Below are 19755 nucleotides of genomic sequence, written 5' to 3'. Positions count from 1 at the left end.
TCACGTTTATCCATTTCACGATATGATCGAAATGATGAAAAAAGAAGTAGAAAAAGAAGATTATTTTAACGTTTTTTGCAATTTGTCGATAACTTCTAATGAACGACCCGTTCCAATGGCTACAGATTCAAGTGGATTTGCCGCAATATGAACTGGAACAACAATTTCTTGGGAGAGCCATTCTTGAATCCCATTTAAAAGAGCACCGCCGCCGGTTAAAATCACGCCGCGGTCTACGATATCGCCACTCAGTTCTGGAGGGCTGTCCTCTAACGTGGCACGAATCGCCTCTAAAATATGGAGAAGTGATTCTCTCATGGCGTCTTGAATTTCATGAGATTCAAGTGTAATCGTTTTTGGAAGACCTGTGACAAGATCCCGTCCACGCACCTCTAATGATTCAGGATCATGCTCAATAAGTCCATAACCAATCTCTATTTTCACCTGCTCAGCTGTCCGCTCTCCAATCAGTAGATTGTATTTCTTTCTCACAAACGTAATGATATCTTCATCCAGCTGATCTCCGCCAATACGAATGGAATGACAAGAGACAACACCGCCAAATGAAATGATTGCCACTTCTGTTGTTCCCCCGCCAATATCTACAATGACGTTCGCAACAGGCTCGTCTACTGGTAGATCAGCGCCGATTGCAGCTGCGACAGGTTCTTCAATTAAATGCACATGCTTTGCCCCGCAATTCTTCACAGCATCGCTGATCGCGTGGCGTTCGACAGCTGTTGAACCAGAAGGTGTGCATACAACCACGGTCGGCTTTCTATAGGTAAACCCAATATTTTTCCCTGCTTTTTTCATGATTTGTTTGAGTAAATCTGTTGTCATATCATAATCAGCGATGACACCGTCTTTCATCGGGCGAAGTGCCACAATTTTTCCAGGTGTTTTCCCAATCATCGCTTTTGCTTCTGCGCCGACTGCAAGCACAGTCTTTGTTTCTGTATCTACTGCAACAACGGAAGGTTCATTTAGAATAATTCCCTTGTTTTTACTATAAACCAATATGTTAGCTGTTCCTAAATCAATTCCAATTTCGGCATGTTGAAACATGTTTTCACCCAATCTCTATTTTTACTGTTTTAATCAATTTACATTTAAAAGTTCAAAGGATAGAGGTCATTTGTGGGGGTTTGTGATGATCTTGAAATGAATCTGTAAAATTGAAGTCTCATTTTGACAATCACAATAAATTTTCCCTTTGTTTTTTCTTTTATGGAAAAATTTTTTAAGTAGAAGAAACCTTTTGAGAGCCTCTTACGTCTACGATATATCAATTGGTGAAAAACAGATTGATCTTGAGCTAACGAAAGAAAGAGGGAACGAAATTGAAATCTATCGGAGTCGTAAGAAAAGTAGATGAACTAGGGCGTATTGTCATGCCAATCGAACTGAGAAGAGCACTTGATATCGCAATTAAAGACAGTATGGAATTTTTTATAAATGGAGAGAAAATCGTCTTGAAAAAATATCAGCCTCAAGGCGTTTGTCTCATGACTGGTGAAATTACTTCTAAGAATCAGCAATATGGAAATGGTCAAATCACATTAAGCGCTGAAGGCGCAGAACGACTGCTAAAAGAGCTTCAAGAAGCCCTTGAGCAGTAAATAAAAATAGCCTGCTCTCTTCCTTTGGCTGAGAACAGGCTATTTTTTCTGAAAAGTTTCTTAAAAATGCCGCATCACCCTCAAAAATCAAGTGGAAAATGGTACAATTGACAAAGAATCTCAGGGCGGAAGGTGGAATCATTTGAACAAAACATACCAAGTGCGGATCGTGTTATCTGCTCTTGCATTTATCTTAATTTTAAGCTGGGATTTCTTTTATTATCTAGGCGGCTATCACATTAATTGGCCGTTCGATCTAGCCTTCACTGTCGTTGTTTTAGCTGGTATTTGGATCTTCTCAGGCTATGTGGACCGGTTAAATTTACTTGTGTCGGATTTAAACAAAAGAGAGAAAGAAGCTCATGAACTGACAGAGCGGCTGAATCGAATTACAGATAACTTGCAAGAAATCGTCTTTGAAACAAATGAAAAGGGTCAAATCGTATTCTTAAATCAAGCATGGAAACAAATGACGGGTTACGACATAGAGGAATGTCTTGGGACGATGTACAATCAGTACTTTAATCAGGAAGAGCATGTCGTACAGCATTTGTTATCTGTTATAAAAGAGCATAAGGATGAGGGGCGAGTTGAACTGCAGCTTCTCCATAAAGACGGAAAGAAGGTATGGGGTGACGTTCATTATAAGCTCTACTTTGATGAGCAGCATCAGTTTACTGGTGGCATTGGAACAGTTGCTGATATCACGAAACAAAAGCAGGCAAAGCTCGAGCTTGAAAGATCTAATCAGCAATTGCAAATGCAGGCACAAAAGCTAGCGGTTGCAGGACAAATAGCTGCTGGGATTGCCCATGAAGTCAGAAATCCACTCACATCAGTCAACGGATTTTTGCAGCTGATGAAAACACAATATCCCGAAAGAACCGATTATTTTGACATTATCTTTTCAGAAATTAAACGGATTGATTTTGTTTTAAGTGAGTTGCTTGTGTTAGCAAAGCCTCAATCGGTCAACTTCCAAGAAGTACAGCTTCATGAGCTGTTAGAACAGGTCATTACCCTTTTAAAAACAAATGCAGTTCTTTCTAATATTGATCTCAAGCAGCCATTTAAAAAGCAGGATGCTGGGGTTATCTTAGCAGACGCCAATCAAATGAAGCAGTTATTCATTAATTTAATTAAAAATGCCATTGAAGCGATGCCTGAGGGGGGCTGCATATACATATCAACAGAAAAAATGATGAATGAATGGGAAATTACCATTCAAGATGAAGGAAAAGGGATGTCTGAAGAGGATATTCAGAAAATATATGACCCGTTCTTCTCAACCAAAAAAGAAGGGACAGGACTTGGTCTGACCATATGTGCGACGATTTTAAAGGATCATCACGGAAGAATGGATGTATCTAGTGAGCTAGGAAAAGGCACAGCCTTTCATATTTATTTACCTGTGTATCAAAAGAGTAGACAGAAGCAAGGCGAAAGGACTTGATTTGTGATGACGATGAAGACTTTATTTGTATATGGAACGCTTTTAAACATGAAGAGCATCACGAGGCGTATTTGACGTTAATAAGATAGACGAGCTAGAGGAGGGTGATGACATGCAGGAAATAGATGTCATGACTGATCATTGGTGCGACCTCATGGATTACGAGCGGATATGGTAGAAGACGGGGGAGAAACTGAGGGTGTTCTATATGAGGTGCCCTTTGATAGGTATTTGTACAAACGAGAGGGCGTATATGAGGGCACATATCTTCCAGCTTTTGTCGATGTCAAAATAGGTAATCAAATATATGACGACGGCTTAACTTTTCTCGTCTTACAAAAAAGTGAAGAAATCGCTCGGCCAGGTCATTATCGTATCGAGATAGAAAAAGGAGCAGACCTCTATTTAAGTGAGGCGTTTCCGTAAAAAAATTCGTTTTCTATGGATTCATTAATCAAATCATAGTAAAATGCATGGTAAGTGATATAAAAGGAGTCAGAACATGAAAAAGGAATATGCAGTCATTGGTCTTGGACGGTTTGGAGGAAGTATTTGCAAGGCGCTGAGTGAAGAAGGACTTGAAGTAATGGCCATGGATATGAATGAAGACCGAGTGAACGAATACGCTAAAATTGCGTCACATGCGGTGATCGGTGATTCAACGGATGAATCGGTTTTAAAAAATCTAGGGATTCGCAATTTTGATCATGTCATCGTCGCTATTGGAGAGAATATTCAGGCAAGTATTTTAACAACCATTATGCTGAAAGAGCTTGGCGTCAAAATGGTTACAGTGAAAGCACAAAATGACTATCATGAAAAGGTACTCAACAAAATTGGGGCGGATCGCATTGTTCATCCAGAGCGAGATATGGGCAAACGGATTGCACATAAAATCATTTCCAACAATGTGCTGGATTATTTAGAGTTGTCAGATGAGTATAGTCTCATTGAAATCGTTGCAAACACCAGACTTGCAGGGCATACTCTTTTGGATCTCGATATTAGAGCGAGATACGGCATCAATATTGTGGCGATTAAGCGTGGGAAAGAAGTCATTGTTTCACCGTTAGCTGATGAAATGATACAAAAAGAGGATGTTCTCATCGTCATTGGATCAGTAGCAGATATTGGACGCTTTGAAAAACGAGAAATGCAGAACGAAAATTAAGCACTCCGAAAAGGGGTGTTTTTTATATGAATGTGTACATAACAAATGGACAGTAAAGGGTGAGAAAGAAAGTGAAAGGAGTTTATTTTTTTAGAAAAAGGAATGAAAAGAGCAAAAGTGATCAGCAACATTTTTCATGTAATTATCACATATTGAGAAATAAAAATCAGCCCTTTTATAAGGTTGATTGTCTCTAAATGTCATTGACTGGGCAAACAGATTCGTTTACGATAAGAAACATTATATTGTTAACTTGGAGGAGGCAGTGTCGTTGGATAAGGAGTTTTTAAGACGTCAAATTGAGGTAGCTGCAAAGAGAAAAAAGGCAGCCCTAGTGATTAAACATGCGAAGGTGATGGACGTGTTTAACCAGGAATGGATAGAAGCTGATGTCGCTGTTGAAAATGGAAAAATAGTGGGAATTGGAGAGTGCGAGGGAGAGCGGGAGCTAGATGCAGCTGGCCAAATGCTTGTACCTGGTTTTATTGATGGTCACGTTCATATCGAGTCCTCAATGGTCACCCCTGTTGAATTCTCCAAAGCTGTCGTTCCTCACGGTGTGACAAGTGTCGTAACAGACCCGCATGAAATTGCCAATGTTTCAGGTATTGCAGGAATTCGTTTTATGATGGAAGAAGCAAGAAAAGCTGCCTTAAATATATATTTCATGCTGCCATCCTGTGTGCCAGCAGTCAGTTTTGAACGATCAGGTGCTACTCTAAAAGCGAAAGATTTAAAGCCTCTTTATCAAGAGAAGGAGGTTCTTGGTCTTGCCGAGGTCATGGATTATGTCGGGGTGGAGCAGGCGGAAGAAGATATGCTTCAAAAACTGCTTGATGCTCAAAAAGAGAATAAATTGATTGATGGACATTTGGCAGGCTTAACGGACCGATTAATTAACGTGTACCGGACAGCCAATGTGCAAACAGATCATGAGGTGACAACGGCTCAGGAGGCCCTTGAACGTGTAAAACGCGGCATGTATGTCATGCTGAGAGAAGGGTCTGTCGCCAAAAACGTGAGAAACGTTTTACCCGCTGTTAACGAGAAGAATGCGAGACGCTTTTTCTTTTGTACCGATGATAAACATCTAGATGAATTAATGGCTCAAGGAAGTATTGATGAACAAGTACGTATGTCCATCAAAGAAGGATTGAATCCCTTCTTAGCGTATCAAATGGGGAGTTTAAACGCAGCAGAGTGTTTTGGCCTTAAAACAAAGGGAGCGATTGCACCAGGCTTTGACGCGGATTTTATGCTCATTTCTAACCTGCAAGAAGTAGATATCACAAGCGTCTTTATTGCAGGACAGTTGGTCTCCCAGCATGGGGAATATCAGCTAAGTGTAGAAAAAATTGCACCGAGTTCTGTATTATTGCAATCTGTACACGCTGTGGATGTTCAAGGTCAAGATCTTGCACTGCCTATGACAGCCCATCAAAAGATGAACGTCATTCGGATTATTCCGAATCAGCTTGAAACAAAATTAGAACAAGTATTTCCTTCAGAAATCAATGGACAATTTACTAGTGATATAGAAAGAGATTTATTAAAAATGGTGCTTGTAGAACGTCATCAAGGTCTATCTGAAATGGGGATAGGGATTGTCAGTGGGTTCGGCTTAGAAAAGGGTGCCATTGCAACAACTGTAGCGCATGATTCTCATCATTTAATTGCTGTCGGCACAAATGATGATGATATGACGAAAGCCATTGAGACGTTAAAAGAAGCTGGTGGTGGTTTGACCGTTGTAAAAGATGGACAGCCTCTTCATACGCTTCCATTACCGATCTCTGGTCTATTATCAGATCAACCCGCACATGTGGTAAAAGAAAGCCTTCATGCACTCCATGAAGTGTTAAAAGAAACGGGTTTCGATTTAGACTTTAATCCATTTTTGACGTTATCCTTTTTGGCACTTCCAGTCATTCCGGATGTAAAAATGACGACAAAGGGATTGTTTGATGTCAGAAGCTTTCAGCATCTTCCCATTCAATCATAAAATGAAGAAAGAAGCCGCATTCTCAGGTATCTTCGTATATGTGGTTTCTTTAAATATTGACGAAAAAAAGAGACACAGCCTAAGGGCGTGTGTCTCTTTTTTTATTACACTTCCATAATAATCGGTAAGATCATTGGGCGGCGTCTTGTTTTTTCATAAAGGAAAGGTGCAAGAGTGTCAGTAATTTCGTTCTTAATTTCTGACCATTGTGTCGTCTTGCGTTCCATTACTTTTTCAAGATGCTTTGAAATTAAATCCTGTGCGTCATTAATGAGATCTCCAGATTCTCTCATGTAGACAAAGCCTCTTGAGATTAAATCAGGACCAGCAGAAATTTTGAATTCTTTCATGTCCATGCTGACGACAACAATGACAAGACCTTCTTCTGAAAGAATGCGGCGGTCTCTTAATACGATGTTGCCGATATCGCCAATACCGCTTCCGTCGATATATACGTTGCCTGATGGAATTTTGCCAGCGACACTTGCTTCGTCACCTTTCAGTGCAAGCACTTCACCGTTATCCATGATAAAGCAGTTTTCCTCAGGAATTCCGCAATCATTCGCAAGTTTAATATGCGTTTTTTGCATGCGATATTCACCGTGAATCGGCATGAAGAATTTTGGTTTAATCAAACGGAGCATCAGCTTTTGCTCTTCCTGTCCACCGTGACCCGATGTATGAATATTATTCAGTGAGCCATGAATGACCTCAGCACCAGCACGATAAAGCTGGTTAATGGTACGGCTTACGCTAATATTATTACCTGGGATCGGAGAAGATGAGAACACAACAGTGTCTCCAAGATTAATGGAAATCTGGCGGTGTGTACCGTTGGCAATTCGGGAAAGAGCTGCCATCGGTTCACCTTGGCTACCAGTACAAAGAATGGTGACTTTGTTTGCTGGAAGACGATTGATTTCATTATGTTCAATGAACGTGTTTTTTGGACATTTAATATAGCCGAGTTCTTGTCCAATATCAATTGCAGACTCCATACTACGTCCGAATACAGCTACCTTTCGGCCGTTGGCGACAGCAGACTCAATCACCTGCTGAAGTCTGTGAATGTTGGATGCAAAAGTTGCAAAGATGATACGTCCATCTACTTTTCTGAAGATGTCATCAATACTTTCACCTACGCGTCTTTCAGACATCGTAAATTCTGGGATTTCACTGTTTGTACTGTCAGATAAAAGACAAAGAACGCCTTCTTTACCGATCTCAGCCATTTTCGTTAAATTGGCAGGCTCGCCAACAGGGGTAAAGTCAAACTTGAAATCACCTGTATGTACGATGTTACCTGGAGGTGTCTTAACGACAATTCCATAAGAATCTGGAATACTGTGCGTCGTTCTAAAGAAAGACACAGCTGTTTTCCTAAATTTAATGATATCTTCTTCTTCAAAAATGTGTAGCTTCGTTTGTCTTAGTAGACCATGCTCTTCCAATTTGTTACGAAGTAGGCCGATTGCGAGTTTGCCTCCGTAAACTGGAATATTTACTTGCTTGAGAAGGTAAGGGATACCGCCGATGTGGTCTTCATGTCCGTGAGTAATGAAAAGACCTTTGATTTTATCTTCGTTTTTAACTAAATACGTATAGTCAGGGATGACGTAATCAATCCCAAGAAGCTCATCTTCAGGGAACTTAATACCAGCATCAATTAAAATGATTTCATCTTGAAATTGAACGCCATACGTGTTTTTACCGATCTCGCCTAATCCGCCTAGCGCAAAAACTGCCGCCTGATCGTTTTTAACAAATTTCATTCCTCTCATAGCTCCAATACTTTAAAATTTTCACTTTCTCGTTCATAGTCTAAAAAAGCACCGTCTACAGGCTGAATGAATTCAATATTGTAGTTATGTTTTTTCAACTTTTCGCGTACGTCTCTTTCAGAAACCGCCTCAACGTATAGTGAATCTGTGTTTTCTCTTACAGGTACCTCCGTAGTACTTGCTTGAAAGAATACCTTATATATCATCCAAATCTCTCCTTAAATACCGTATGTTACACTCGCTTATTCTATTATATTAAAAAAACGCGCATAAGAAAAGTCTCAGAGAAAAAAGTACCTTCAGCAAATGTACGGAAGATCCTTTTAAGCAATCGATTTTTTACGAAGCATGTCCTTCCATTGTCTTCGAATTTTCTTACGCAGACGACGAAGCATCACAGGTCGCCTCCTTTCAGTATGAGGTTAAGGTTATATGAAACAGCGAATTCCGTTCTCTCTTTATACTTGTATTATATGATGTTTCCATTAAATGTTACATGGTTATATGTGGGAAATGGGCTTTTAAAAGGAAGTGGTTTCGTCAGCGGGAATCTTTCTGTATGATGAAGGGGATAGGGTATACATAACGAGAGACAGGTGACGAGATATGAATAAAAAAATTATCTTCTTTGATATCGACGGAACTTTATATGATCATGATAAAAAAATACCTCAATCAACGAAGCGAGCTGTTCGTTTATTAAAAGAAAAAGGGCATCATCTATTCATTGCATCCGGCCGTTCGCCTTTTCTGATTCAACCTATTTTAGAAGAATTAGCGCTTGACTCATTTATTGCTTATAACGGTCAATATGTCATGTATGAAGGACAAGTCATTTACCGTAACCCGCTCAAACAGAAGCTGATGGAGCAAATATACGAGACTGCGGATGATCATGATCACCCGCTTGTTTTTATGGGGGAAGAAACGATGAAGGCCTCTGTCCCGAATCATCCGTTTATCCATGAAGGGATCGGAACCTTAAAAGCAGAGCATCCCGAGCATGATTTGTCTTTCTTTAAAGAAAATGAGATTTATCAGATGCTTCTATTCTGTAAGGCAGAAGAGGAAAATCAATATGAGGCACTCCGTAAAGGGATTGACCTTGTCAGATGGCACGAGCTGTCAACAGACGTCTTGCCAAAAGGCGGATCAAAAGCCGAAGGAATTAAAAGAGTCATTGAAAGACTGCCTTACGATCAAAAGGATACGGTTGCTTTTGGAGACGGACTGAACGATAGAGAAATGATTTCGTTTGTTGGAACAGGCGTTGCCATGGGAAATGCCGTGAGTGAATTAAAAGCATTGGCTGATTTTGTGACGAAACGAGTGGATGAGGACGGCATATTCCATGCAGTAACCGAATTAGGCTTCATTGAAGAATGAAAAAAGAAGACCCGTTGATTGTTGGGTCTTCTTTTCATTAAGATTTGCCAATCGCAACAGCATTGTCTGGCTCGGCGAATGGCCGATCCTTTTCAATATGATCATAAAACATAATGCCATTTAAATGGTCAATTTCATGCTGAAAGACGATAGCTGGGAATCCCTTTAAGCGGATATCAATGTATTCGCCTTCAAGCGTTGAGGCCTTGACCCTGATCTTTTCGTAACGCGGGACAAATCCAGGGATGGACTTATCAACAGATAAGCAGCCTTCTCCAGTAGCTAAATAAGCTCTTTTGACTGAATGACTGACAATACGAGGATTGAAAAGAGCATAGCTGTATAGATGACCGTCCTCATCCTCACAGTGAACAGCAATCATTCGTTTACTAATATTGATTTGCGGAGCTGCTAGTCCAACGCCGGGTCTTAGTCCATATTTTTCAGCAATGTCTTCATCCTGACTATTTTTGACAAATTCGATCATGTCAGCTAGTTGCTGTTTATCCCGCTCTGTTGGCGGGAGTTCGACCGCTTCAGCGGTTTGTCTTAGGACGGGATGCCCGTCTCGTACGATATCATCCATGGTAATCACAAAACTTCACTCCTATTTCCTTTGTATGTAAAGTATATAAAATGATACACAACATATGCAATGAAATAAAGAAGACCGGTCGTCAGAGACCGGTCAGAGGTTTAGAGAGCCATTAGCAGCAGCCACCACCGCCGCCGCCTAAGAATGCTGCGCCTACAATGATCAATAGGATGAAAAGGACGACGATTAAAGCGAATGTACGTCCACCACCATATCCGTATCCACCACCATAACTTGGATAGCAGCAGCCACCGCCGTATCCATATCCGTAACCGCCGTATCCACCATACATACTTCCATGACTAAAATTAGACATACTTTTGACCTCCTTTGGAAATACACTCGGCCTCTCAGAAGTAAAGGCGAAGCGTGTAATATAAACTATGTATGAATACACTATTTGTATAGTCATGAGCCTATGGCATGAAAAAAATCTTCTTCAGCCTACTCTCTTTCCTTGTCACAAAAGACGATAGAAATTATAGTGGTATGTGGAGATGTAAAGGGGGACCCTGGAATGAGACAGGTGAATAGAAGCAGCAAAGCACGTGCTACTTTGGCGGGGATATGTGTCCTTGTTTTGGCCGGCTGCGGAGGGCAAAGTCCGCTCAAGGACATGCAAGATGCCATGACGAAAATGAGTGAAAAAGAGGCCTTATTTGAAAAAGAGCAAGATACATTGCAAAGGTATGAAAAAAAAGAGCAGCAGCTGTATTCTAAGATGGTTCAGACAACGAAGGACCATACAAAAACAGTATCAAGTTATTCTGACCAGGCATTAGCATCGGCAACGAAGCGTGAAGAACATTTGAAAACAGAAAAAGACAGTATGGATCAATCGAAAAAAGAATTTCAATCTGTAAAGGAGTCTGCCGGGCGGATAAAAGATGCAGCATTAAAAGATCAAGCAGATCAAACGGTGAAATTAATCGAGAAGAGATATGCGTCATACGATCAGCTATACCGTGAGTATCAAAAGGCGCTGAAACTAGATCAGCTTTTGTATCAATCCTTAAAAAAGAAAGATAAAGGATACGAGGATCTGAAATCCAAGCTGAAGACAGTGAATCGTTCTTACAGCAAAGTCAGAAAAGAAAGCAAGAAGTTCAATCAATATACAGACCAATTGAATGAGCATAAAAAGGCTTTATACAAAGCAGCAGATAAAGAGGCGAAAAATAGCTGAAAAGAAGACAAAGGGCTAAAATAAAGATCACTTTAGCCCTTTGTCAACAATCTAAAAGAGCTGAAAACAGCTCTTCTTTTATTTTTCGACAAAAACAAACATTTGCTATTGTAGTACAGTAGCAAAGTCTATACTATTACAGTTTTTGCTGTTTGTTAAACAGATTGATACAGTTCTCTATAAAAAGTAAAGCGAATACATTTATTTAAATAAAGCCGTTAAATCAATTGACGGACTATTTTTCTTGTTGTAAACTATTCTTTGTTAACAGAAGTTGTATTAGTTTTTTGTGAACTATCATTAATACAGTTGAAGAACTCAAAAGCGAGCGATCGTCCGATGTTTCGACAACGATCTTTGTGGCTATTATATACAGGAGTCATATGAGTATTTTGGGTTATCCTAATCTGTATGTATAAATGGATTCACGACAAATTGACTGTTAAAAGAAAGGAAGAGGTGACTTTAGAATGGCTGCAAAAACAAAAAAAGCAATTGTTGATAGCAAAAAGCAATTTGATGCCATCAAAAAGCAGTTTGAAACATTTCAAATTTTAAACGAAAAAGGCGAAGTCGTAAACGAAGTGGCAATGCCGGATCTTTCAGATGACCAATTAAAAGAATTAATGCGCCGTATGGTGTTTACACGAGTATTAGATCAACGTTCAATTTCATTGAACCGTCAAGGACGTCTAGGTTTCTACGCACCAACAGCTGGACAAGAAGCTTCTCAACTTGCAACTCACTTTGCACTTGAGAAAGAAGATTTCATTCTACCGGGATATCGTGATGTACCACAATTAATCTGGCATGGTCTTCCACTAACAAAAGCTTTCTTGTTCTCTCGTGGACATTTTGTTGGTAACCAAATGCCTGAAGATGTGAATGCACTTTCCCCTCAAATCATTATTGGTGCACAAATCATCCAAGCTGCTGGTGTAGCTCTTGGATTGAAAAAACGCGGTAAAAAAGCTGTTGCAATCACTTACACTGGTGATGGTGGAGCTTCACAAGGTGATTTCTATGAAGGCATTAACTTTGCAGGAGCTTACAAAGCCCCAGCGATTTTTGTTGTCCAAAACAACAGATATGCGATCTCTACGCCTGTTGAAAAGCAATCTGCTGCTCAAACGATTGCACAAAAAGCAGCAGGAGCTGGTATTGTCGGCGTACAAGTTGACGGTATGGATGCATTAGCTGTATATGCAGCGACTGCTGAAGCTCGTGAGCGTGCTGTAAATGGTGAAGGTCCAACATTAATCGAAACTCTTACATTTCGTTACGGCCCACATACAATGGCTGGTGACGATCCAACAAGATATCGTACAAAAGAAGATGAAAACGAGTGGGAGCAAAAAGATCCATTAGTTCGCTACCGCAAATTCTTGGAAAACAAAGGCCTATGGTCTGAAGAAGAAGAGAATAAAGTCATCGAAGATGCAAAAGAACAAATCAAACAAGCAATCAAAGAAGCTGACGAACAGCCTAAGCAAAAAGTCACTGACTTGATTGAAAACATGTACGAAGTTCAACCATACAACCTAGTTGAACAGCTTGAAATTTACAAACAGAAGGAGTCGAAGTAAGCCATGGCGCAAATGACAATGATTCAAGCGATCACTGATGCGTTACGCACAGAACTGAAAAATGACGAAAACGTTCTCGTTTTCGGAGAAGACGTTGGTGTAAACGGCGGCGTATTCCGTGCGACTGAAGGATTGCAAAAAGAGTTTGGTGAGGATCGCGTATTCGATACTCCACTTGCTGAATCTGGTATTGGCGGTCTTGCAATTGGCCTTGGACTACAAGAATTCCGCCCAGTAATGGAAATTCAATTCTTCGGATTCGTTTACGAAGTATTAGATTCTGTTTCTGGACAAATGGCTCGAATGCGTTACCGTTCTGGCGGACGCTGGCATTCTCCAGTGACAATCCGTTCTCCATTCGGTGGAGGGGTTCATACACCTGAGCTTCACGCGGACAGCTTAGAAGGTCTTATCGCACAACAGCCTGGTATCAAGGTTGTTATTCCTTCAACACCTTACGATGCAAAAGGACTATTAATTTCTGCAATTCGCGACAACGATCCAGTTGTGTTCCTTGAGCATATGAAACTTTATCGCTCTTTCCGTCAGGAAGTTCCTGAAGAAGAGTACACAATTGAAATCGGTAAAGCTGACGTGAAACGTGAAGGTTCTGACCTTTCTATTATCACTTACGGTGCAATGGTTCACGAATCACTTAAAGCTGCTGAAGAACTTGAAAAAGAAGGCGTTTCTGCTGAAGTGATCGATCTTCGTACAGTCAGCCCGCTTGATATTGAAACAATCATCGCTTCTGTGGAAAAAACAGGTCGTGCGATCGTTGTTCAAGAAGCACAAAAACAAGCGGGTATTGCTGCAAACGTAGTAGCTGAAATTAATGATAGAGCAATCCTTAGCCTGGAAGCACCAATACTTCGTGTAGCTGCACCGGATACTGTATTTGCTTTCTCTCAAGCTGAAAGCGTATGGCTTCCAAACCATAAAGATGTACTTGAAACAGCTAAGAAAGTTCTTGAATTTTAATTAAATGATAGTGGGGGAAAAGAATTTATTTCTCTTCCCCTTTATCAATTTACATGATGGTGTAATGATTACACAAAAAGGGTTCAATAAAATCTAGGAGGCGAAAAACAGTGGCATTTGAATTTAAACTTCCGGACATCGGAGAAGGTATCCACGAAGGTGAGATCGTTAAGTGGTTTGTAAAACCAAACGACGAAATCAATGAAGATGACGTTTTAGCAGAGGTACAAAATGATAAAGCAGTTGTAGAAATTCCTTCACCTGTTAAAGGAAAAGTATTAGAATTAAAAGTTGAAGAGGGAACAGTTGCAACTGTAGGACAAACAATCATTACGTTTGATGCACCTGGTTACGAAAATCTTCAATTTAAAGGCAGCGAAGAAGAAGGCGAAGCGAAAACTGAAGCTCAAGTACAAGGTACTGCTGAAGCTGGTAACGAGCCTGAAAAGAAAGAAGTGGCTCAAGAAGAAGCGGCAGCAGCAACTGGTGCTGGCGCACAAGAGCAAGTAGATGCCGATCCAAACAAACGCATCATCGCTATGCCTTCTGTACGTAAATATGCTCGTGAAAAAGGAGTTGAAATTTACAAAGTTGCAGGTACTGGTAAACATGGCCGTGTCTTAAAAGAAGATATCGACAGCTTCGTTAATGGTGGTTCTGCAAGTCAAGAAGCAGCACCTCAAGCAGCTGAAAGTGTGAAAGAAGAAGCAGCTCCAAAAGCGGCAGCAGCTCCAGTTCTAGAAGGAGAATTCCCAGAAACTCGCGAGAAAATGAGCGGAATCCGCAAAGCAATCGCGAAAGCAATGGTGAACTCTAAGCATACAGCTCCTCACGTAACATTAATGGATGAAGTTGATGTAACAAACCTTGTTGCACATCGTAAACAATTCAAACAAGTTGCAGCTGATCAAGGAATCAAGTTAACTTACTTGCCTTACGTTGTAAAAGCTCTAACTTCTGCTTTGAAAAAGTACCCAGTACTTAACACTTCTATTGATGATAAAACAGATGAAGTTGTGCAAAAGCATTACTACAACATCGGAATTGCAGCTGATACAGAAAAAGGCTTGCTTGTTCCAGTTGTGAAAAATGCAGATCGCAAAGCAATTTTCGAAGTATCTAACGAAATCAATGAGCTTGCAACAAAAGCACGTGATGGTAAATTGGCTCCGGCTGAAATGAAAGGTGCATCTTGCACAATCACTAACATCGGTTCTGCTGGTGGACAATGGTTTACGCCAGTCATTAACCACCCTGAAGTAGCGATCCTTGGTATTGGCCGTATCGCTGAAAAAGCGGTTGTTCGTGATGGCGAAATCGTTGCAGCTCCAGTCTTAGCTCTTTCCCTAAGCTTTGACCATCGTATGATTGATGGAGCTACTGCGCAAAATGCCCTTAACCACATCAAGCGTTTATTGAATGATCCACAATTAATTTTAATGGAGGCGTAATGTTATGGTAGTAGGAGATTTCCCAATCGAAACAGATACTCTTGTCATCGGTGCAGGTCCTGGTGGATATGTAGCTGCTATTCGTGCTGCACAGCTTGGACAAAAAGTAACAATTGTTGAAAAAGGTACGCTTGGCGGTGTATGTCTAAACGTCGGCTGTATCCCTTCAAAAGCGTTAATCAATGCTGGCCATCGTTTCGAACATGTAAAGCATTCTGAAGACATGGGTATCAAAGCTGAAAACGTAACAGTTGACTTTACAAAAGTTCAAGAGTGGAAAGCTTCTGTTGTTAACAAATTAACAGGTGGAGTTCAAGGTCTTCTAAAAGGAAATAAAGTCGACATCGTAAAAGGTGAAGCTTATTTCGTAGACAGCAACTCTGTACGTGTCATGGATGAAAATTCAGCACAAACTTACACGTTCAAAAACGCAATTCTTGCAACTGGATCTCGTCCAATTGAATTGCCTACATTTAAATACACTGATCGTGTGATCAACTCAACTGGTGCTTTGGCACTTAAAGAAGTACCTAAAAAGTTAGTTGTGATCGGAGGTGGATACATTGGTACTGAGCTTGGAACGGCTTATGCAAACTTTGGAACTGAAGTTATCATCCTTGAAGGTGGAGACGAAATCCTTCCAGGCTTTGAAAAGCAAATGAGCTCTTTGGTGAAACGTAACCTCAAGAAAAAAGGAAACGTTGAAATCCATACAAACGCCCTTGCAAAAGGCGTTGAAGAAACATCTGATGGTGTTACTGTTACTTTCGAAGTAAAAGGTGAAGAAAAAACAGTTGATGCAGACTACGTTCTTGTAACAGTTGGTCGTCGTCCAAATACGGATGAGCTTGGCCTTGAGCAAGTTGGTGTTGAATTGACAGATCGCGGAGTTGTTAAAACTGACAAACAATGCCGTACAAGCGTATCGAACATCTATGCAATTGGTGATATCGTTGATGGACCACCACTTGCACACAAAGCTTCTTACGAAGGTAAAATTGCAGCTGAAGCAATCGCTGGAGAGCAAGCTGAAATTGATTACCTTGGTATTCCTGCTGTTGTATTCACTGAGCCAGAACTTGCAACTGTTGGATACACTGAAGCAGAAGCAAAAGAAGAAGGAATCGAAATCGTTGCAGCCAAATTTCCATTCGCAGCAAACGGACGTGCACTTTCTCTTGACGCAACTGATGGCTTCATGAAAATCATCACTCGGAAAGAGGATGGTCTAGTCATCGGTGCACAAATTGCGGGTGTTGGGGCTTCTGATATGATTTCAGAGCTTAGCCTTGCAATTGAAGCTGGCGTGACTGCTGAAGATATCGCAATGACAATTCACGCTCACCCAACACTAGGAGAAATCACAATGGAAACGGCTGAAGTAGCAATTGGAAGCCCAATCCATATCGTAAAATAATAAACCTATCAAATTTTTAGAAAGTATTCTTCCTTATGAATGAAGTGACCCCTGTCAAGTAGACAGTGTTAAAAAGACACTAAGCAGCCTGAGTCCTGTATTGATATGGGCTCAGGCTGTTTGATATAAATATATAAGTGGAAGGCACATTTCATTAATTTGTATTCATACGGTCTAATGCATGACATAAGGGCGATAAGATATCCTTTTTACTTCGGACATTTCCCTCAACCTTCACAATGACTTTATCATTATTGACAAGTAAAATAGCCGGTAACTCGTCTACTTCATTTTTCCAACCTTTACGATCCTCTTTCACAATCATCTTTGACATTTCCTTTGGGTACTGATTTTTTAAATCGAGCACTGCATCATAATAAGGACTTTCTTTATCAAGGTTTTCTGCATCAGTAAAAAAGAGAATCCTCGGTTTTTGAATATGATGGAGTTGGTCTGTCTGATTCGGTATGATATACGCAAATGAGCATGAACTAAATACAAAGAGCATAGGGAATATAATGAGAAGTGTCCTCATAAAATTCAATCTATTCACCTCAAAATCCTTTGGGGTTGTACCAACATTTTTAGGAGCTGATTCTTTGTTAGCCAATCTAGTGTATCACGTCCGTTTTCACAATCTTCAATTGTTACTCAATTGTTATAGAATTGATATGAAGCAAAATACAATTGAAACGTTCCCTCAATATGATGAGGAAAAAGCATATATTTATAAAAAATGATTAAATGTGTCATACAATTAACCGTTGACAACTTAAATATGACATCATATTATAGAGATAAGAAATACATTAAACGTTTTCAAACTATGAGTGAAGAAAAGGGGAATGTACGTGTACGTGGGTACAATTATTTGTCAAGATTGCAATGAAACCATTGATCAATTTGAGAATGAAAAAGTGACAACGCTTTATGGAACGTGTGGTCACTGTCATTGCTGTGATGAAGCCTCTGAATAAATAAAAAAGCATGCAGCTCCCTACGGGGCTGCATGCTTCTTTTATAAAATTGTTTTTTGCTCTTTAATGACAAGAATCATCTCTAACGTTGAATCTTCAGGTCCTTGAACAGGGAGACCTATTTCGATATTTTTAAAGATATACGATATGTTTTCTTCTGTGATGATTTCACCTGGTATAAAAATCGGAATGCCTGGCGGGTACACCATGATAAACTCTGCAATAATGCGGCCAGCCGCTTCTTTAAATGGAATCACTTCCGTTATGGCGTAAAAAGCGTCACGAGGCGTCATGGCAAGTGATGGGATCTCAGGCAGTAAAACTTCCGTGACCGCTTGTTTGTTGCCTTCACGTGTAGAGGTTACTGCAATTTCTTTCATAGCCGTCACAAGCGTATCAATTGTCTCGTCAGAATCGCCAGGCGTCACGATACATAGAATGTTGTATAGGTCAGAGAGTTCCACTTCAATTCGGTGGCTTTCTCTGAGCCAATTTTCCACATCATGGCCATTTAGTCCAAGATCTTTAATCGAAATAATTAATTTCGTTGGATCGTAATCGTAAGTAGAAGCTGAGCCGAGTATCTCCTGACCAATACAGGTTATGCCGTCAATTTGATTCAAACGGCTTCTTGCTGATTCAGCTAAACGAATCGCTTCATCTACGAGTGCCTTTCCTTCAGTGGCTAATCGTTTTCTAGCAACATCAAGTGATGCTAACAGCAAATAAGAAGTGGACGTTGTCGTCAGCATGCTCAAAATTGATTGTACACGATCCTTTGAAACAAGCCCTTCCTTCATATTTAAAATAGAGCTCTGGGTGAGGGAGCCGCCAAGTTTATGGACACTTGTTGCCGCCATATCAGCACCTGCTTGCATCGCAGACAGCGGAAGCTCATCGTGAAAATGAATATGTACACCATGTGCTTCATCAACAAGGACAGGCACATCAAATGAATGAGCAATCTCTACGATCGTTTTTAAATCAGCTGAAATGCCAAAATACGTAGGGTTAATTACAAGCAAACCCTTTGCATCTGGATGCTCGGTTAGCGCTTTTTTGGCTGACTCTGGTGTAATGCCGTGAGAAATGCCAAGCTCTTTGTCGATTTCTGGGTGGATAAAAACAGGAATTGCACCAGAGAATACAATAGCCGACATAATCGACTTATGAACGTTACGTGGAACAATAATTTTATCTCCTGGTCCGCATACGGTCATCACCATTGTCATGATCGCGCCGCTTGTTCCTTGGATGGAGAAAAACGTATGGTCAGCACCGAATGCTTCTGCTGCTAACTCTTGTGCTTCTTTTATCATCCCTCGAGGCGAATGTAAATCATCAAGAGGTTCTATATTAATGAGGTCAATGCTTAATGCATTGTCTCCAATGAATGCTCTAAATTCAGGATCCATTCCAGCTCCTTTCTTATGGCCTGGAATGTGAAATTGAACTGGATTGGTTGAAGCATGTTTTTTTAGTCCAGTAAATAAGGGTGTATCATGTTGTGACAATTGCATTCCCACCTTCATCGAAATACCTGCTCTTATTTTCCCAATAACAGCAGATTTCATTGCATAAAACAAAAGAATTATATTATGAACTGATCGGAATGTAAAGCATAAAATCGATCGGTTTCTGATAGATTAGATGCTATAATAAAAGTTCAAAAAGAAAAGTGAGGGACAGAAATGGAATATCAATATCCACTGGATGTCGACTGGACAACAGAGGAAAAAATGGCGGTCATTTCGTTTTTTCAGGCCGTTGAAAAAGCATATGAAAAAGGAATTGCCAAACAGGAAGTGTTAGATGCGTATAAACGATTTAAAGAGGTTGTGCCATCGAAAGCAGAGGAAAAGACGCATTGTGCGGCGTTTGAAAAAGGAAGCGGGTATTCTCCTTATCGCACAGTGACAAGCGCAAGAGAGGCAGTAGAAACAGCGATCATACGTATGTAAAAAAACGAGCCAATCTGAAGTGCACCCCAAATATTAGACACAGTCTAACATTTGGAGGTGCTTTTCTTTTGGCTAAATTTACAATTGAAGATAAAATCAAAGCGGTAAAACGATACCTCATTGACCGTGAGAGCTTGCTTAGAATTGCAAAACAGATTGGCGTGAACAAAAGTATACTTCAATATT

Annotated in this window: 19 protein-coding genes and 1 pseudogene; 13 read left to right on the top strand and 7 right to left on the bottom strand. The window is 40.3% G+C overall.

The window, feature by feature from the left end; translation table 11 throughout:
• Positions 1-60 precede the first annotated feature (60 nt).
• On the bottom strand, positions 61-1068 hold the full coding sequence (gene mreBH, locus LC033_RS04070) for a rod-share determining protein MreBH (protein ID WP_226566988.1): 1008 nt from the start codon (positions 1066-1068) through the stop codon (positions 61-63).
• 275 nt (positions 1069-1343) lie between these two features.
• On the opposite strand from mreBH, the gene LC033_RS04065 reads away from it, so the two are divergent.
• The 5 genes and pseudogenes from LC033_RS04065 (at position 1344) to ade (ending at position 6248) form a co-directional block, all read left to right on the top strand.
• Positions 1344-1622: an AbrB/MazE/SpoVT family DNA-binding domain-containing protein gene (locus LC033_RS04065; protein ID WP_226566987.1), complete on the top strand. Its 279-nt coding sequence runs from the start codon at positions 1344-1346 to the stop codon at positions 1620-1622.
• A 142-nt stretch (positions 1623-1764) separates the two neighbouring features.
• Positions 1765-3075 (top strand): ATP-binding protein, encoded by a 1311-nt coding sequence (locus tag LC033_RS04060; RefSeq protein ID WP_226566986.1) that lies wholly within the window; start codon positions 1765-1767, stop codon positions 3073-3075.
• 138 nt (positions 3076-3213) lie between these two features.
• Positions 3214-3501, top strand: a pseudogene (locus LC033_RS04055) (gamma-glutamylcyclotransferase); the annotation flags it as partial.
• Between the two features lie 76 nt (positions 3502-3577).
• Complete coding sequence (locus tag LC033_RS04050; protein WP_226566985.1) at positions 3578-4246, top strand: potassium channel family protein; 669 nt, start codon at positions 3578-3580, stop codon at positions 4244-4246.
• Between the two features lie 271 nt (positions 4247-4517).
• Positions 4518-6248, top strand: a complete 1731-nt coding sequence (ade, locus tag LC033_RS04045; protein ID WP_226566984.1) for an adenine deaminase — start codon at positions 4518-4520, stop codon at positions 6246-6248.
• 104 nt (positions 6249-6352) lie between these two features.
• Here ade and rnjA read toward each other — a convergent pair whose 3' ends face one another.
• Together rnjA and LC033_RS04035 are read right to left on the bottom strand one after the other, a co-directional pair.
• Positions 6353-8020, bottom strand: coding sequence for a ribonuclease J1 (rnjA, locus tag LC033_RS04040; protein WP_226566983.1), 1668 nt, complete (start codon positions 8018-8020; stop codon positions 6353-6355).
• Between the two features lie 5 nt (positions 8021-8025).
• Positions 8026-8235, bottom strand: a complete 210-nt coding sequence (locus LC033_RS04035; RefSeq protein WP_226566982.1) for a DNA-dependent RNA polymerase subunit epsilon — start codon at positions 8233-8235, stop codon at positions 8026-8028.
• Between the two features lie 400 nt (positions 8236-8635).
• On the opposite strand from LC033_RS04035, the gene LC033_RS04030 reads away from it, so the two are divergent.
• Complete coding sequence (locus tag LC033_RS04030) at positions 8636-9415, top strand: Cof-type HAD-IIB family hydrolase (RefSeq protein ID WP_226566981.1); 780 nt, start codon at positions 8636-8638, stop codon at positions 9413-9415.
• A gap of 37 nt (positions 9416-9452) precedes the next feature.
• On the opposite strand, the gene def is transcribed toward LC033_RS04030, so the two are convergent.
• Positions 9453-10010: a peptide deformylase gene (gene def / locus LC033_RS04025; RefSeq protein WP_226566980.1), complete on the bottom strand. Its 558-nt coding sequence runs from the start codon at positions 10008-10010 to the stop codon at positions 9453-9455.
• Positions 10011-10122: 112 nt separating this feature from the next.
• Positions 10123-10302 (bottom strand): YjcZ family sporulation protein, encoded by a 180-nt coding sequence (locus LC033_RS04020; protein WP_226567065.1) that lies wholly within the window; start codon positions 10300-10302, stop codon positions 10123-10125.
• A 225-nt stretch (positions 10303-10527) separates the two neighbouring features.
• Between LC033_RS04020 and LC033_RS04015 the strand changes: the two genes are divergently transcribed.
• The 5 genes from LC033_RS04015 to lpdA all read left to right on the top strand — a co-directional run bounded on the left by LC033_RS04015 (position 10528) and on the right by lpdA (position 16631).
• Positions 10528-11196, top strand: a complete 669-nt coding sequence (locus tag LC033_RS04015; RefSeq protein WP_226566979.1) for a YkyA family protein — start codon at positions 10528-10530, stop codon at positions 11194-11196.
• 470 nt (positions 11197-11666) lie between these two features.
• Complete coding sequence (pdhA, locus tag LC033_RS04010) at positions 11667-12782, top strand: pyruvate dehydrogenase (acetyl-transferring) E1 component subunit alpha (RefSeq protein ID WP_226566978.1); 1116 nt, start codon at positions 11667-11669, stop codon at positions 12780-12782.
• A gap of 3 nt (positions 12783-12785) precedes the next feature.
• Positions 12786-13763, top strand: a complete 978-nt coding sequence (pdhB, locus tag LC033_RS04005) for an alpha-ketoacid dehydrogenase subunit beta (RefSeq protein WP_226566977.1) — start codon at positions 12786-12788, stop codon at positions 13761-13763.
• Between the two features lie 110 nt (positions 13764-13873).
• Positions 13874-15214 (top strand): dihydrolipoamide acetyltransferase family protein, encoded by a 1341-nt coding sequence (locus LC033_RS04000; RefSeq protein WP_226566976.1) that lies wholly within the window; start codon positions 13874-13876, stop codon positions 15212-15214.
• Positions 15215-15218: 4 nt separating this feature from the next.
• A complete protein-coding gene (gene lpdA, locus LC033_RS03995; RefSeq protein ID WP_226566975.1) occupies positions 15219-16631 on the top strand; it encodes a dihydrolipoyl dehydrogenase in 1413 nt (470 codons plus the stop codon).
• 154 nt (positions 16632-16785) lie between these two features.
• Here lpdA and LC033_RS03990 read toward each other — a convergent pair whose 3' ends face one another.
• Positions 16786-17166: a hypothetical protein gene (locus LC033_RS03990; RefSeq protein ID WP_226567064.1), complete on the bottom strand. Its 381-nt coding sequence runs from the start codon at positions 17164-17166 to the stop codon at positions 16786-16788.
• A 322-nt stretch (positions 17167-17488) separates the two neighbouring features.
• Here LC033_RS03990 and LC033_RS03985 point away from each other — a divergent pair, with 322 nt between their 5' ends.
• On the top strand, positions 17489-17608 hold the full coding sequence (locus tag LC033_RS03985; protein WP_003212464.1) for a GapA-binding peptide SR1P: 120 nt from the start codon (positions 17489-17491) through the stop codon (positions 17606-17608).
• A gap of 41 nt (positions 17609-17649) precedes the next feature.
• Here LC033_RS03985 and LC033_RS03980 read toward each other — a convergent pair whose 3' ends face one another.
• Positions 17650-19122 carry an aminotransferase class I/II-fold pyridoxal phosphate-dependent enzyme gene (locus LC033_RS03980; RefSeq protein ID WP_226566974.1) on the bottom strand — a complete coding sequence of 491 codons (1473 nt, stop codon included), beginning with the start codon at positions 19120-19122 and terminating at the stop codon, positions 17650-17652.
• Between the two features lie 177 nt (positions 19123-19299).
• Here LC033_RS03980 and LC033_RS03975 point away from each other — a divergent pair, with 177 nt between their 5' ends.
• Complete coding sequence (locus LC033_RS03975; protein WP_226566973.1) at positions 19300-19569, top strand: UPF0223 family protein; 270 nt, start codon at positions 19300-19302, stop codon at positions 19567-19569.
• The last annotated feature ends 186 nt before the right edge of the window (positions 19570-19755 follow it).

Origin of the sequence: Bacillus stratosphericus (assembly GCF_020524495.1) — a bacterium.
In the GTDB taxonomy this organism is placed as follows: Bacteria; Bacillota; Bacilli; order Bacillales; family Bacillaceae; genus Bacillus; species Bacillus stratosphericus_B.
This window is presented reverse-complemented; position numbering and strand designations above follow the sequence as displayed.